Source organism: Maribacter halichondriae, from assembly GCF_027474825.1.
Classification (GTDB): Bacteria; Bacteroidota; Bacteroidia; order Flavobacteriales; family Flavobacteriaceae; genus Meishania; species Meishania halichondriae.
Genome location: NZ_CP107030.1, coordinates 2,644,547 through 2,658,809, shown reverse-complemented (window position 1 = coordinate 2,658,809; position 14,263 = coordinate 2,644,547). Strand labels below are relative to the sequence as shown.

Here is a 14,263-nt window from a genome sequence, read left to right as displayed (position 1 = left end):
GAAGTCATTGAAAATTGTCTTTCGTCTTGTCTCTTGGTTCTTGACTCCTGATGCTGTGTCAACCTGAATAATCTGGGTGCCACGCCCCAAATAAAGCCTAGGGAAATTTTATTACTCAAAAATAGCCCTTCAACTGTTAAGCTTTTCAAAAAATAATACGAATGATCGATGAAATACGTTGTTGAATACAGAACATCATATGAAGCTGAATTCTTAAAAGTAAACTATCTTGAAAAAGCTTCATTTCATACTTATTATGCTCTTTGTAGGGCTTCAAACTTCGTTCGCACAAATCGATGACGGCAAGAGTGATCCGGTCAGTCAAGAGATAACCGTACAAAAAGTCAAGGTGTTTCCAAACCCGGCCATCAACGTGGTCAACGTATTAGGACTTCAAAACAGTAATCGCGCTGAAATCATTGTTTCCGACCTATACGGAAACGCGATATTACACCACAAATGGGAGATCAAGAACAACGCCTTGAATATTCCCATTTCCAATTTAGAATCCGGTATTTATATGATTTCGATTCGTTCGCAAGAACAAACCGTAAAGACGAAATTCTATAAAAAATAGTCGCTTTTCTAGTTGAACACAAAGTTATAAGTGACGGCAATCAGCGGGCTGTTCATAATTGAAAGTTCATAAGTGCCCAGAGGACTTCCTAAAAAGACTTCAGAATCTACCGCTCCCTGTCGTTGAGAATAATACAGATTGAACGGGTTTCTTCTGCTGTATAAGTTGTAAATGGTAAAGGTCCAATCCCCTACCCATTTTCGATTGGGATTTCTACCATATTTTACTTTCCATGAAAAATCAAGGCGATGATAGGGTCGTAATCTTGCATTGTTGCGCTCAATAAATATAGGCACGTTAATATCCTCTAAGGCAAAAACACTATTAGCCACCGTAAAGGGTCTTCCGGTCTGTGCAGTAAAATTAAAACTCCAGGTATTGTATTTATCACCCTCAAAATTCACCGTTCCGTTGAAGACATGGGGCCTATCGAAATCGGAGGCATACCATTCGTTATTGTTCACCCGGTCGGCAAGTTTTTCCTGTTGTGAACGCAAAAGACTTCTCGACCAGGTATAGTTGAACCAACCGTTGAACTTTCCTTTTGGTTTTTTAAAGCTTAATTCAACGCCATAGGCCTCTCCGTCTGCCGGCACCACATCCCTTTCAAGAAATTCTTCAAGAAAGAAATCCGCCCCAGGTTTGTAGGTTAAATTATTTTCAGAGGCTCGGTAATAACCTTCCAGTCCAATCTCGATTTCATTGTCCGAGATATTCTTGTATATCCCCATGCCATAGGTATTGCTGCGTTGCGGTTCTATATTGGGATCCGAGGTTTTCCAACGAGAGGTCGGCAAAGGGGTAGTCGTATTATAAATATTTTGAAGGTATTGGTTCGTACGGGCATAACTCGCCTTGATCGACATGGTTTCACCCAATTTAAAGTTGGCGCCCAATCGAGGTTCTAGTCCGTTGTACGTCTTTACGGCATCTCCTTTTCCGAATACGGTCGACCCGAGCAGGGTTCCTGAATTTTCATCAAAAGTTGCCTCCGTATACGGTCCTACGAAGACAAAATGACTAAAACGTAGCCCACCGGAAAGGGATAGTCTTTCGGTAGGATTCCAGTTCATATTGATGTAAGGCGAAATCTCGTAGCTGGTCTCGGTCTCCAAGGTCACCGGCACAATACTATTGCCCGATCCCGGATCTAAGGAACCAGGTTGAATTTTATATTGGTTTGCTTGAACTCCGCCATAATAATCCCAAGTATCACTTACTTTTTTTGAATACTCTGAAATGAAACTGAGATACCCGATTTTTGCATCATACTCAATCTCATTATCGCTATCGCGTTCAGGAAATATCGTTTTGGGCGAGTAGTTACTGGTCACAAAAATGTTTCTAAGATTCGATTCATCACCGAAAGTATGCGTCCAATTCAGCGTTCCGTTGAGAGTCTGAAAATCGTATTGGTTATTCTTCGCATTAATGTTCTGGATTTGCGTAATCAAATCAAGCTGATAGAAGTCTTTGCTATAAAATCCGGTAAGGGAAATTTGATCGTTCTCGGTCGGCAGGTACAATAACTTAACCGTGCCGTCATAAAAATTGGCCTTGGTGTCTTTCAACCGTTCTGAAACAATCGGCAACAAAAATCCTGTAAAACCTGCCCTTCCACCAATATTCAGTAGTAATTTATCTTTAATGAGCGGAGTTTCGATGGTAATGCGACTTGAAACAAGCCCGACGCCACCTGCAATCTTTGTTTTTTGTACATAAGGGTTCTTGACCTTCACATCCAGCACCGAAGTGATCCTACCCCCATACCTTGCCGGAATATTCGCCCGATAAAGGTCTACGGTTGAAATCATATCTGGGGTAAACACCGAAAAAAGTCCGAATAAATGTGTCGGATTGAACACCGGTGCGTAATCGTAAAGCAATAAATTTTGATCTAATGAACCACCGCGTACCGAAATACCATTACTAATCTCGCCAGCGTTGTTGACGCCGGCCACCAAGGTCATACCGCGAAGTACATCAAACTCGCCCACCGCAGCAGGAATCTTTTTAAGATCCTGGGCATCTAATTGCAAAGCGCCCATTTGTGGCGTTTCCACCTGTGTCAACCTTCTTTTGGCCCGTACCACTACCTCAGAAAGTTGTTCTTGCTGCTCTTTCATTTCGATTTTTAGAATGGTTGCTTGGTCAAGTGTAATGGTTCGAACCTCATCTTCAAAACCGATAAAAGAAAGGGTAGCGGTATATTGCGCAGGAGGAAGACCAATGGAAAATCGACCTGAGCGATTGGTGACCCCGCCACATGCACAGGGTGTTATGGAAATCTGAACATCCTCCAACGGGAGTCCGGTCGCTTCTACCACGACCTCAAATGACAGGGCGAAATCTTGCGCCAGGATTTTGGATTGAAAAACACCGAAAAGTAATACTGCAAAAAAGCCAAATACTATTCTTTTCATTTTCATGGTTTAGTGGTTATTAGTCAATCCAACCCGGTGGTTTTATTGTTGTTCTATATCTGCCTTCAACACAAGGAATACTTATGGTAACCGGTGGTGGAAACGGAGACATAAAAGCAGGCTCGAACAAAGGTTGGCGGAAATCTTCCTCGATCGGACTTTCCAATATTTTCGATCTATCGATAAAAACGGATGCAGTAGAGGTTCCCGCAGCCGTGAACCTTCCAAAAATAAAATCTTCCGAATCGTTCGGGTTAAACAGATTACCTACCAAAGCCGCTGGTGGTGGTGCGTTTAGGCCGCTGCTATTGTCCACAATATCTTTTAAAACTTTATAATACTGATGGGCCGCAGGCGTTATCGAAAGTTGTTGTACCTCGAGTACCATATTTTCATCAGTGTATAGCAATATATTGCCTACGGACAGTTTGGATATACTTTTTCCGTCGGAAAAGCGGTCATCGAAAATCGAAATACTCTCGGGAAAACGAATTCGCCAACATTCAGTTTCACAAGGGTAGAAGAAAAACGGCCAACCCGAAATCGCGGCTCCAGCCGAGACACATTCGCCATCCCTATAAATGGTCTCATCGCACTTCGCACAGAAATCAAGGTTTTCGTAGGTACGATAGGTCCAATAATAAAAATTTTCCTCTTCGACCGGATCATCAAACGAAACGAAAGCCTCATGTCCCGGAACGAATATGCCCCCGAACAATTCCCTGAATTCAAGTTCAGGGTCGTATTCAACTTCTAGATTTTTAATCTCAACCGGGTGCAATACCAATTCTGGAGAAGACTCAAAACTTCTTCCATCTGGAATATTCACAAGTAACTTCCATGATTCTCCGGGCTCGACCTCGAACTCGGAGGGAGGGAGATAAATATCCTCCTTCTCGGTCAAAGGTACAATCTCACCGGTTCCCAAATTTTCAAAAGAAACGTCCGCACCTGTAATAGTATTCACCGCATAAAAACCAAATTCAAGGGCAGATTCGTTTAAGGTCACAAAGGAAACGCCTGGATCCGTAGCGACAAAACCCTCCACAAAGACAAGACCTGGCCGAAATTCAAATTCGGGAACCACCGGATCCGTACAGGATGGTAAAAGCGATGAACCAACGAAAAGGAAAGTAAAATGAGAGAGAAATCTTTTCAATGCAAATCTTGGTTATATTATCTTCTTTATTAAATATAGGTACATCCTTTGATAAAACACTTTAACATATTTACTTTAACACTCATAAAGAATAAGTCGTCAATTTTAATCGATCCAACCCGGTGGTCGTATTGCCGTTCTAAATCTGTTTTCGTCACAAGGTGCCGTTATGGTCTGTGGAGGAGGTACAGGAGAACCAAAACCTTCAAAGTTCAGCGGATCCCTACGTTCGAGTACATCTTCTTCTATGCCCGTTCTATCGATGAAAATAGACGCCGTGGTCGTCGCAGCCGCTGTAAACCTTCCGAATATAAAATCTTCGGAATCTTTGGGATTGAACAAGTTTCCTATCAACGCTGCGGGAGGAGGGGCGTTCAGTCCGCTATTATTGTCCAGAATATCCTTTAGCACTTTATAATATTCATGGGCTTCCGGGGTCAAGTTCCACTGTTGGGCTACCACTACCATATTCTCTTTGGTATATAAGAGCGCATTACCAATGGAAAGATTGGTTATCTGTTTTCCATTGGAAAACCGATCATCATAAATGGCTATGCTCTCAGGGAAACGAATACGCCAACACTCACTTTCACAGGTATAGTCAAAATAAGGTATCCCAGACACCGAAGCGGGAAAATCAATACATTCACCATCTCGGAAGTATCCTGCAAAACACTTTTCGCATATATCAAGATTTTCATAGGATCTATAGGTCCAGTAGTAATAATTCTCCGTGTCGGAAGGGTCATCAAACGAGACCAAAAGTTCATGTCCAGGAACGAATTTGCCACCGAAGATTTCACGAAATTCAATTTCAGGGTCATAGATGGCCTCAAGGTTAGTAATGGACACAGGCTGTAACACCAATTCGGGAGAGGACTCATATCGTTTACCGTTTGATAGCTGTGCGTTCAACTTCCATCGCTCACCGGGTGCTGCGGCAAAATCCAGCGGAGGAATATAAGCATCACCTTGTTGGGCTAAAGGGATGACCTGTCCAGTATCCGGATTCTCAAAACTTAAGGTTGCGCCATCGACGGAATTCACAACATAGACACCAAACTCGACCGCCGATTCATTGATGATTACAAAAGAGTCGCCCGGGGTGGTGGAGGCGAATCCTTCGACGAAAATCAGGCCTTCCCTAAACTCAAAATCAGGGGTTACAGGGTCGGTACACCCAAGATAAGAAATGGCAATAACACAAGCTGAAAGAAGCCTTTTGGTATTGGATAAATGGTTACTGAAAAAGTGCTGCATAAGAATTGAATATCTTTCTAAATATACCGATAGGCCATCAAAAATTATTCCAAGAGCAGTTTTACGTCTTATCGCAATTTGAGGATGATTTTTGTAATCATTCACATACTATTGAGTCATTCAATCCAGCCTGGAGGCCGTATTGCAGTTCTGAACTTTGATTCCTCGCAGGGAGCGATTAGGGTAGCCGGTGGTGGATACGGCGAATTCAAAGTAGGTTCAACTATAATCGGATCTCTAAGTTCGATTTGGTTTTCCATAATACCGCTTCTATCTAAAAACGATGAAGCTGTGGAGGTTGCCGCAGCGGTAAACCTCCCGAAAACGAATTCAGCAGGATTATCAGGGTTCATCAAATTTCCGATGAGTGCGGCAGGGGGCGGTGCATTTAAGCCACCATTATTATCGACAAGATCCTTTAATATGCTATAATATTCGTGAGCAGCAGCCGAAATTGAAAACTGCTGTACCTCGACGACCATATTTTCTTTGGTATACAACAAAGCATCGCCAACCTTAAAATTTGTGATTGTTTTGCCATTTGAAAACGCATCATCGAAAATAGCGACACTTTCCGGAAATCGAATACGCCAACAGTCTACTTCACATATGTAATCAAAATAAGGGTCTAAAAAACCTACATCAAAGGGTATACAATTTCCGTCTCGCAAGACACCGTCAAAACACTTTTCGCAGAACATTAGGCTCTCGAAGGATCGAAAGCTCCAGTAATAGTGATTTTCCTGGTCTGCAGGGTCATCGAAGCTTACGCTAATTGCATGCCCCGGAACAAATTTTCCCCCACCTATTTCTCGAAATACCAGTTCAGGATCATATTCTAATTCAATGTTTTTTATTGGAACGGTTTCCAAGACCCGTTCAGGTTCCGACTCATACCTTCTTCCGTCTGCAAGGAGTACGTTCAATTTCCATTCTTCACCGGTCGTTACCGCAAATTCACGTGGTGGTATATACGATTCTCCAGCTTCGGTCAAAGGAACTTTCCGACCTGTATCGACGTTTTCAAAACTTACCACGGCTCCTTCTAAAAAGTTAACGCCATAGAAGCCAAATTCAGTTTCTGATTGATTAATGATAGCAAAAGAAGCACCCGGTGTCGTAGATGCAAAGCTTTCAATGAATACAAGACCATCTTGATATTCGAATTCAGGGGTAACAGGATCAGTGCGGCTTAGTATAAAAACCAGAAAAGAAAAAAGCCAAAAACCTCGATTGCAGAAGTACTTTTTATGTCGGGTCACAGTTAATTTTTTCTAAATATAAGGAGTTATCGGTGGTGAAAGACCGACCGAACATGATTTAGTCAATCCACCCCTCAGGCCGTATCGCCGTTCTATAACGTGTTTCTTCGCACGGTGCCCTAAGCGTTACGGGAGGAGGATAGGGACCAGGATCAGGCTCTGGTATTTCAACAATCCTAGCCTCCAGGGCATTTTCGAGTATACCATCACGATTTATAAATATGGTGGCCGTAGTGGTCGACGCGGCCGTGAAGCGGCCGAAAACAAATTCATCCGCATTATTAACGTTGACCATATTTCCGACCAGTGCGGCAGGTGGTGGTGCATTAAAACCGGCACTATTGTCAACAATATCCTTTAAAACTTTATAATACTCATACGCAGCCGGAGTCAATGAAAATTGCTGGATTTCAACCAAAATCTCCTTTTTGTGTATAGCGGTATATCCGCAATCTTCAAATCCGTTGTAGTCTTACCATCTGAGAATTCATCATCAAAGATAGTAATGGTGTCCGGAAAACGTATTTGCCAACATTCGGTTTCACAGTTATAGGTAAAGTAGTCGGGTTTTGGAGGTCTAGGCACCGTAGTCAATGTACACGCCCCATTTCGTAAAATACCATCTAAACAGATTTCGCAAACGAAGATGTTCTCAAATGAACGAAACGTCCAATAATAGTAGTTTTCTTCATTCGGAGGGTCGTCATACGTAATAGATATGGCGTGACCCGGTTCAAATTTGTCTGTACCCTCATTGAATCGAAGCTGAGGGTCATAGGTTGCGATGACATTTGAAATAGGCACAGGTTCAAGTATGGTTTCGGGCGAAGATTTATATTGTGTACCATCGGCAAAAGTAATGGCTAGCTCCCAGTGTTCACCCACAGCCGCTTTAAAGTCAGGAGGAGGTACATAGGCTTCTTCTTGTTCGGTCAGTGTTATATTTTCTCCGGTATCCGTATTTACGAACGAAACCGTAGCACCTTTTTCAAATTGAATTGTATTGAACTCAAATTCGTTTACCGAGGTGTTAATAATGACAAAAGATGCCCCTTCAGAAGTTGAGGCGATCCCTTCAATGAAAACCAAGCCCTCTTTAAGTTCAAATTCAAGTGTAACCGGGTCGCTACACGAAATTAGAATTAGTGCCGTAAAAAGAAGAAGTAAAGTTTTATTACACAATATACTTACATTTAAAAATCGGACATTTCAACACTTTTAAAAGTAATTGAAATCTACAACGAAAGGTATGAATTTGGTTTTTAAAGATGGGCTGATTCAAACTTTTTCAACACTAATTTAGATCAAAAAAAAGCCCTCGATCCAATTGGATCGAGGGCTTTTTTAAAAATGTCTAGCGCTACAGTTTATTTTCTGGTGAAAATCAATTGACCGGCACCATTTAAATTAGGTATATCCAGATCGGTAGCATCAATACTTAGGGTATTACCTTCAACAGTGGCTTTTACCGATTTGGTTTCCATATCCGTATCAACATAGGTCAAAATAGAACCATCATAGGTATAGGTGGTCGTTTCGATTTCCTTTTGCGTAGGACAAGGCACATCCAATCCGGTTGCCGTGGCGTTGATTTCAAGATTATTTACGGCACTTTCCGCAATAAGTACTAAATCTTCCTGAAAAGTGAATACAAGTATTTCACACTGTTCCGCCGTTAACTTGGCCAATACTTCAGCCCCAAGGTCAACTTCTGAACTATTGGGATCCGCAGCCTGAAGTTCCGTGGCCTGCCAACTACCGACAATGGCATTCTTCTCATCGACCGGATCATTGTTATCCGAATCGGAGGAACAGGAAAAAATAAGTCCCGAGATAAGCATCAAAGTGAATATGGTTCTTTTCATAACTTTGTTTTAGTTTTTACAACGATAAAACGCAGAAAAGGGATATATATTTTAAAGTATAAAACGATAGGTCGCTTTGATCAAAAACGTCTTGTTCATTTTTTGATCAAAAATCTGGCCATCAAGACTTCTCCCCAACGATTCCATAGGATTGCCAAGTCCGTCAACACCTTGCGACCACACCAAGAAAATCTCGGAACCTGGAATATACTCCCATCGCAAAACTAGATTAGAACGAAACTGAACAAAGGCAAAATCAGGGTCATTAATCTCATAATCTACCGTACCATCACTATTTTCGTCAACCAAATATGGGCCCGAAACATCAGGTCTTGCAATTTGGTTCGTATCGAATAGGGAAACCCTTTCGTTCAAGTCTTTTGCAATAGGGTCGTTTACAAAATTGAAGTTGTTATAAATACCTCTTGAAACAAAAGGCTGTCCATAGAACTGAATCGACAGGTTTGGATTAAGACTATAATTCAATCGTATGGATGTGCTGAACGTCTTCTGGTCAATATTACCTGTAATATATCTTGGTGTGCCATTAAAATCGGTTTCGGTAACATATTGTGTTTTATTCGGATTCTCTTCGTACTCGATCTCGGTGGATAAATTAAAGGCATCGAAGGGTTGATACTGTAATCGTAATACATAACGCACCAGCGAAAAATTGTCTTGTTTCATCTGGCTATTGACATAGCCCACCGTGGCACTTAATTTCTTTCTTTGGTCAGTACCTATAAACAGAAATGCAAAATTCTCTTCGGACCAACGCCAGCGAGGCCCTCCCCGAAGCACTGTATTCGAAAAAATACGGGGCTTGTGTGCCCCACCGGCCTCAGCGAACCAATTGTTCTTAAAATTGATGAAACCGCCCAGTTCATACTGAATGCGGTTATAATTACCTTCAAAATCATAGGCGGAGGTCAATTCAAAACCCAGTTGCGCCCTTCGATACAGGTTGGTCGGTTTTAGAAATAGCCTTTGTAGCACTGCAAATTGTCGAATATCGTCGGCCTGTCTCAAAAATCCGACATCGTTTAGTTCCAATTCAGGGGATTTCCAATTGACCCCACCATTGTATCGCCAGTTGCCACCGCCCGCCTTTCCTATTTCCAGTCTTCCTCCTGTACCGGTCAACGACGTTCGATTTGGATCCACTTCTACATGGTCGGCATCGACACGTTGAAAAAGATGGGTGATACTGTTCTGGGTATTCGTAATGGCCTCCTTACTTCCCGTTACATGACTGGTTACAAAATTACCTTGAACATAATAGTTTCTATCTTTCCAGTTGTGTCTAAAGTCGAGTCCGGTGGTATAGGCCGATTTCCTGAGGAAGTCGAGATTGGGTTCCAACCTTCGATTGGTAGCCGTGAATATTCCTCCGATATATGAATTCCGTTCATTGAAATCCTTTTGTACCCTACCTACGAGATAATTCGTCAGGGGCTCTACCAGCTCTTCGCGACGTTGTCCGCCACCGTCGATTTCTGCGTACATATTGCCCGTCACGCTTTCGAGAAGCCCCAACGACCAGCCGTTCTTCGTTTTTCCTGAAAACTTTGCCGCACCCAATATGGTCGTATTATTAGGTTCGTTGGCAAATTCACCCGTGCCAAGATTCGTGGAACCTTGTGGGCCGCGCCCTATTCTACGGCTGTAAAAAACATTATCGTTACGGTCGGCAAACTCATAGTCGAAAATGTTCTTGTTCTCGACAAAGAACGGACGACGTTCCTCAAAGAAAATCTGAAATCCGTCCAAAGCGATAGCACCCGGATCGGCATCTACCTGTCCGAAATCAGGGTTTACAGTTAAATCCAAGGTCAAGTCGTTCGTGATTCCGATTTTGGCATCCAAGCCGCCATTGAAAATGTAGTCGCTGCCATCACGGAACGGATTACCGTTTTCTTTCGGGTAGGTATCCAACTGATTTACCACAAAAGGCTGTATTTCCAGTTGTTTTTGGGGCTGTATATCGAACAAGCCCCGCAACACTCCGAACTCACTGACCCAGCCCGGTTTGTCTTGTGGAATGCGCTGCCATACGGAACGTTCTTCCTTTATAAAAATTCTTCTCAATAGCTGCATACCCCAAACCTGCTCTTTCGCATTTCCGAATTTTAGTTGGCTAAACGGAATTTTCATTTCTGCGGTCCATCCTTCCTTGTCGATATTTGCAGCTGTGTACCAAATGGGGTTCCAACTTTCGTCCCAAAAATCACCGTTCTGGGAAATAAACTCATCTCCTTTTACCCCCGCCGCCGAAACATTGAACGAAAAGCCCGTGCGCTTATCATTATAACTATCGATATTGATTTCAATGAAATCCCCCGCAAAATCATCACGTCGCGACAGGCGTTTCTCTATCTTTTCCGGTTCGGGATCATAGCAACGAATACCCACATATAGATATTTTGCGTCGTAGATGATCTTGAATTTGGTCTGATAGGTCGGTGAAGTATTCTCATCGGGTTGAAATTCGATAAAATCTCCAGTCCATGCTGCGGAGTCCCATGAGGATTCATCCAAAACACCATCAATAACGGGGGATTTTTCCTCAACAATCGCCATTGCGGAATAACTTCTTTTTGGAACCTGGGTACTTATCGAGTCTTGTGCCTCACCTTTTAAAATGTGAAAAAGGAATATGGAAACAAAGAGAATGCCTATTCTCATGTTGGTCGGTATTTTTGAAATGGTTTGCTTAAAGATTCAAAAATAAAACCACCGTTACAGTTCGAAGGTTATTTAGAGTTTATTTAACAGAAAAGACCTCCCCTAGCCCCTCCCGAGGAGGGGGACACAATACAATAGTGAGAAACTCGATAATACCTGTTCTTTTCAATGGATAAATTTTAAAGTACAAAACGATATGTAGCTTTCAACAAGAAAATATTTTGGGGTTTGCTAGTGCCGAAAATATTATCGCTTAGACTATTTAAGAGCTGATTCTGAGGATTACCGGATTGCGATTGATCCTGAGACCAGACCAAGAAAATCTCGGAACCGGGAATATATTCCCATCGCACCACTAGATTTGAACGAAATTGAATGAATGAAAAATCTGGATTTCCAAAGGTAAAATCAACATTGCCATCTAAATTTTCATCTACGGAATAGGTATCGTCCGCAAAAGTAATTTGATTGCCGGTATAGAGTGTGATTCGGTCATCAAAGGCTTGTGCCATTGGGTCGGTCACGTGTTTGAACTCCGAATACCTACCTCTCGAAATAAAGGGTTGCCCCCAATATTGTATCGTCAAATTCGGATTGATGGTATAGTTCAAACGAAGCGACATACTCAATGTTCGTTGTTCGACCTTGCCATTTAGGTATCTCGTATCGCCATTGACGTCTATATTATCAATAAACTGCAATTTGTCATTGTTGATGCCGTATTCAGGAAAGGCAGAAATACGTAAGGCATTGAAAGGTTGGTACGAAAAACCGGCTTCAATATAATAGTTGGAATATGAGTTGTCGTGAGCTTTGCCGCCACGATGAAACATACTGTACCTTAGTTTTTTTCTGCTATCGGTATTTATTCCGTTCCAAAAACTGATATTGGGGGATTGCCGCAATCTAGGGCCGCCACGAAGCGCGAAATTGGAGTATTGAATGGGCTGATAGTTAAACCCGAGGTTTGTGAACCAGTTATTTTTCCAATTCTGCCAGCTGTTGGTATTGAACTCTAGGCTATTATGGTTTCCACCGAAATCCCATGCGCTCCAATGGTTATAATTGATACCTACTTTTCTAAAAATACTATCGGGTCGCAAGGTTTGATAGCCGATCCAAGTGTAATGGCGAATATCATCGGCCTGCCGCTGGAAGCCCACATCGTTCAATTCGAGTTCAGGGGACCGCCAAGTTGCCCCTGATTCAAACTTCCAGTGGCCATTGCCGATTTTTCCGATTTGGATATTTCCTCCAGTACCGGTCATTGAAGTACGGGTCGAATCTACTTCCACATGATCTTCACCGACCCTTTGGAACAAATGTGCTATCGATTCTTGGGTACCTCGAATGGCATCCGCACTTCCGGTAATATGACTCATTAAGATATTGCCCCCAACATACCAGTCGCGCTCATTCCATTGATGCTTAAAATCAAGACCACCAGAATAGGCCGATTTGTGAAGAAAATTGATATTCTCCGTAAGATCATCACGATTCGTCGCTGTAAAGATTCCACCCACAAACGTATTACGGTCGTTGAAATCTTTTTGCACTCGGCCTACGAAATAATTAGTCAATGGCTCGACAAGTTCTTCGCGCCGTATCCCGGCATTGTCAACGGTGGCATATTTTTTTGCAGTAACGCTTTCCAAAACCCCGATGGCCCAACCGTTCTTTGTTTTTCCGCTAAACTTTGCGGCACCCAATATATTGGTATTCTCAGGTTGATTAACAAACTCCCCATCAACGGTGTTCGGATACCCTTGTGGACTCCGCCCAATTCTTCTTGAATAAAACAGATTGTCAGAACCAAATGTATTTCCTGCCTCGGAATTCGAAATCCGATAATCGAATATATTCTTGTTTTCGACAAAAAAAGGTCGCTGTTCTTGAAAGAATATCTGAAATCCGTCGAGGGCGATTGCGGACGGGTCGGCCTCTACTTGGCCAAAATCGGGATTTATGGTCAAATCCAAGGTTAGGTCATTGGTGATTCCAATTTTTGCATCAAGGCCTCCCGTTAGTTTACCGTCACTTCCGTCACGAAACGGATTTCCCTCCTCGGCCTCATACGTTTTTAGACTTGCCACGGTATAGGGTTGAATTTCAAGTTGTTTTTGGGGTTCTATGTTCAATAATCCGTGGAGTTCGCCAAATTCACTGACAAAACCCGGAGTATCCACCGGAAGCCGCTGCCAAACATGACGTTCTTCCTCCCTGAAATATCTTCTCATGACTTCGAGGCCCCAGACTTGCTCGACCGACTTACCGAATTTTAATTGACTAAGCGGAATTTTCATCTCCGCAGTCCATCCTTCGTCATCGATATTAGCCTTGGTATACCAAATCGGGTTCCAACTCTCGTCTTCGTTCTGACCATTGTTCGATTCGAAGACATCTGACTTCACACCCGCAGCGGAAACAATGAAGCCAAAAGCGGTACGCTTGTCATGATAGCTATCGATAAAGACCCCGATCCAATCCCCATCAAAAGTATCCCTTCGTGAGAGGCGCTTGACAATTTTATTGGGCTCTTCGTCAAAACACTGCAATCCTATATAAAGAAACTTTTGGTCATAGGTTATCTTGAAACGGGTCTGCTGCCCCGGGGGTGTATTTTCATCGGGCCGTTGTTCAATAAAATCATTGCCCCACGCTACCCTATCCCAAACCGGGTCGTTCAATAGCCCGTCAATTGTCGGAGCACCTAAATCACCCGAAGGTTTGGTTTCATAGATGCGTTTAGGAACAACGGTCAATGAATCTTGTGCCAATAGGGGTGCGGGCGCCAATACAAAGGCACAAATAAACAAGAAGATGATTCTCATGGTTGGTTTTCTGATTGATGTGACTTAAAGACTTCGCAAACCACCACTAGTTACACAAAACACTTCGTTTTAAGTTTTTTTAACATAAGTGCATCCCATCAGCATTACCATGCTTTTTACCAAAAGATTCTATTTTTAAAGACAGGAAAAAATCAAAAAATATTCAGAAACAACCATTTGTATTTCAAGTAATTTAGTGTA

Annotated in this window: 10 protein-coding genes; 1 reads left to right on the top strand and 9 read right to left on the bottom strand. The window is 42.5% G+C overall.

Going from position 1 to position 14,263, the window contains the following annotated elements; genetic code table 11:
• The first annotated feature begins 229 nt into the window (after positions 1-229).
• Entirely contained in the window at positions 230-577 is a 348-nt protein-coding gene (locus N8A86_RS12170) for a T9SS type A sorting domain-containing protein (protein WP_273565637.1), read from the top strand.
• A gap of 8 nt (positions 578-585) precedes the next feature.
• Here N8A86_RS12170 and N8A86_RS12165 read toward each other — a convergent pair whose 3' ends face one another.
• The 9 genes from N8A86_RS12165 to N8A86_RS12125 form a co-directional block, all read right to left on the bottom strand.
• Positions 586-3,000, bottom strand: coding sequence for a TonB-dependent receptor (locus N8A86_RS12165; protein ID WP_273565636.1), 2,415 nt, complete (start codon positions 2,998-3,000; stop codon positions 586-588).
• A 19-nt stretch (positions 3,001-3,019) separates the two neighbouring features.
• Positions 3,020-4,159: a DUF4249 domain-containing protein gene (locus N8A86_RS12160; protein ID WP_273565635.1), complete on the bottom strand. Its 1,140-nt coding sequence runs from the start codon at positions 4,157-4,159 to the stop codon at positions 3,020-3,022.
• Positions 4,160-4,264: 105 nt separating this feature from the next.
• Positions 4,265-5,419: a DUF4249 domain-containing protein gene (locus N8A86_RS12155; RefSeq protein ID WP_273565634.1), complete on the bottom strand. Its 1,155-nt coding sequence runs from the start codon at positions 5,417-5,419 to the stop codon at positions 4,265-4,267.
• Between the two features lie 116 nt (positions 5,420-5,535).
• Complete coding sequence (locus N8A86_RS12150; protein ID WP_273565633.1) at positions 5,536-6,681, bottom strand: DUF4249 domain-containing protein; 1,146 nt, start codon at positions 6,679-6,681, stop codon at positions 5,536-5,538.
• Positions 6,682-6,739: 58 nt separating this feature from the next.
• Positions 6,740-7,099 (bottom strand): DUF4249 family protein, encoded by a 360-nt coding sequence (locus N8A86_RS12145; protein ID WP_273565632.1) that lies wholly within the window; start codon positions 7,097-7,099, stop codon positions 6,740-6,742.
• Positions 7,072-7,863: a DUF4249 family protein gene (locus N8A86_RS12140; protein ID WP_273565631.1), complete on the bottom strand. Its 792-nt coding sequence runs from the start codon at positions 7,861-7,863 to the stop codon at positions 7,072-7,074. Before N8A86_RS12140 ends, N8A86_RS12145 begins: the two co-directional genes overlap by 28 nt.
• Positions 7,864-8,048: 185 nt before the next feature.
• Positions 8,049-8,546, bottom strand: coding sequence for a hypothetical protein (locus N8A86_RS12135; RefSeq protein ID WP_273565630.1), 498 nt, complete (start codon positions 8,544-8,546; stop codon positions 8,049-8,051).
• A gap of 51 nt (positions 8,547-8,597) precedes the next feature.
• Positions 8,598-11,231, bottom strand: a complete 2,634-nt coding sequence (locus N8A86_RS12130; RefSeq protein WP_273565629.1) for a DUF5916 domain-containing protein — start codon at positions 11,229-11,231, stop codon at positions 8,598-8,600.
• Between the two features lie 179 nt (positions 11,232-11,410).
• Complete coding sequence (locus N8A86_RS12125; protein ID WP_273565628.1) at positions 11,411-14,062, bottom strand: DUF5916 domain-containing protein; 2,652 nt, start codon at positions 14,060-14,062, stop codon at positions 11,411-11,413.
• Between the last annotated feature and the right edge of the window lie 201 nt (positions 14,063-14,263).

Coding starts and splice junctions, on each gene's coding strand:
- N8A86_RS12165 (WP_273565636.1), bottom strand. CDS start 3,000: ATGAAAAGAATAGTATTTGGCTTTTTTGCAGTATTACTTTTCGGTGTT.
- N8A86_RS12155 (WP_273565634.1), bottom strand. CDS start 5,419: ATGCAGCACTTTTTCAGTAACCATTTATCCAATACCAAAAGGCTTCTT.
- N8A86_RS12135 (WP_273565630.1), bottom strand. CDS start 8,546: ATGAAAAGAACCATATTCACTTTGATGCTTATCTCGGGACTTATTTTT.
- N8A86_RS12130 (WP_273565629.1), bottom strand. CDS start 11,231: ATGAGAATAGGCATTCTCTTTGTTTCCATATTCCTTTTTCACATTTTA.
- N8A86_RS12125 (WP_273565628.1), bottom strand. CDS start 14,062: ATGAGAATCATCTTCTTGTTTATTTGTGCCTTTGTATTGGCGCCCGCA.